1 protein-coding gene is annotated in these 1,807 nt (G+C 57.9%); it reads left to right on the top strand.

The features are described 5' to 3' along the window. Positions 1–769 precede the first annotated feature (769 nt). The gene (locus GCU60_RS19570) at positions 770–1,762 is read left to right on the top strand and encodes a hypothetical protein (RefSeq protein ID WP_121634704.1); all 993 of its coding nucleotides are present in this window, start codon (positions 770–772) and stop codon (positions 1,760–1,762) included. Positions 1,763–1,807: the final 45 nt, after the last annotated feature.

Below are 1,807 nucleotides of genomic sequence, written 5' to 3'. Positions count from 1 at the left end.
CCGAGCGGGAGGAATGGGCGGATCGTGTGGGCCGCGTACTGCGAACAGAAGGCCCGGGCGGTAAGATATTCACGGCACCACGCCGAGAGGCCGACATTGCCCGCGAAGCATTTGCCGAACACTCGGAACGACCAAAATGACGCGGCGCGGAACTATGTCGGAACTTTCTCTGACACAGGCAGCGAAGATCGCAGGAAAGAGCAAGTCCACGATCAACAGAGCCATTAAATCAGGGAAACTGAGCGCGATACGCCGTGATGATGGCAGCTATTCGATAGACGGGGCAGAACTGACGCGGGCATTCCACATCGGAACCCCACTAGGCTCCGAATGGGTCAGTGCGGTACCGTCAACGGAACAGGTTAGAACCGCCACTCTGGAGGCCGAGAATGCTGCGCTACGGGCGGCGCTCGACCGGGAACGCGAAGCTCTGGACGAAGTGCGGGCCGACCGGGACGCATGGAAGCAACAAGCAACCGCCCTGCTGGCCGCGCCATCGAGGCGCCGACGCTGGTGGCCATGGTGAAGATGACAAGACCGACCGCCTACAGGACGCTGTAGCGAAATTCGGCCAAAACTTCGCCTTAGCGTAGGATTCGGCCCCATCCATCCGGCATCAGACCCCATTCAGGGTGATTTTGAGGTCTTTGGAACCGTCTCGGCGCCTCTCAATCCCCGAACGGCCAACGGTGATGTAAGTATGGTTTTCCTTGGATAAACTTCCGAAAAGCTGCCATAGGATCATGGCTGTACTTTGGAGAATCCCTGGATGCGCCTGTTTGCGGCTTCCTTTGCAGCGTTGATCGCTGCGTCTGGCACCGCTTCGGCACAGTCCGTTCTTGAGCGTGTACTCGAACAGATCGACGGTGCATCCAACCTCGCTCGGATCAACGGAACGTATGCGAACATTGCTGAGAGCACTCTGCTAAGCGAAACTAGGTCGAGAAATATCGTGGAGGATGTGTCCTCAGATTTCACCACAGCAGATCCGGGAACGATAGTCGCAACTATATCGGATGGGAACGGGAACTCTTACGACATTCCCCGGAGTGCCTTTCCGGATACAGGCCAAATTCCCCTGATGGCCGCAGCCACAGGCCTGACAGACCATCTCATCCTGCATTCGGATGGGCGCATAGACCCGGTCGATGCAAACTATAGTCCAGACACTTATTCGTTGGTTGGTATCAACGGGGTTTTAATTGATCAGGTCATTGACCAGGACACTACGAGTATCAATGGGTTAGTGTATCTGGAGTTGAATGTGACAAGCATAGATACATATCAGGCCCCCATTTTTACCACCATCGACGGTTCTATCAACAACGTGCTTGTTGGGGTGGACGGCTCGACGCAGGAGGCGCTTGCGGGGCTGACGTCTGCGACGGAATGGGAGATGCCGACGCTTGACTTTGGCGACATGGCCACGACAGCGCTCGGTGCCGTGAACACGGGTGAGATCACGCTTGGGGTGAACTCTGCTGTGGATGAGGCAGGCACCACGACCACCCGGGCGATCTCGGCCGCTGTGGCGCAGATTGGTGGGGCTGCCGATACGGGCGCGCTGGTGCTCAACGTGGCGCATAATGCCTCGGCGGTGAACGGGTCGATCAACAACGTGCTTGACCAGGTCAATGGGTCGATCGGCAACCTGTCCACCACGGCTCTTGGCGCTGTGAACACCGGCACGATCGTGTCGGGTGTCGATGCCGCTGTACAGGGTATCGTCGGTATGTCCGGACAGGCGTCGTCAGGGCTATAAGCCGTCCCGGAACCTGTCCGGGACCAAGGCAAACGGAGTGCGCAG

It is taken from the genome of Blastococcus saxobsidens (assembly GCF_010682065.1).
Classification (GTDB): Bacteria; Actinomycetota; Actinomycetes; order Mycobacteriales; family Geodermatophilaceae; genus Blastococcus; species Blastococcus saxobsidens_B.
Note: the sequence above shows the minus strand (reverse complement) of the source record. Positions and strands in the feature narration are given on the sequence as shown.

Bases quoted from the DNA above. Each gene is read 5' to 3' on its own strand.
- GCU60_RS19570 (WP_121634704.1), top strand. From the start codon at position 770: ATGCGCCTGTTTGCGGCTTCCTTTGCAGCGTTGATCGCTGCGTCTGGC.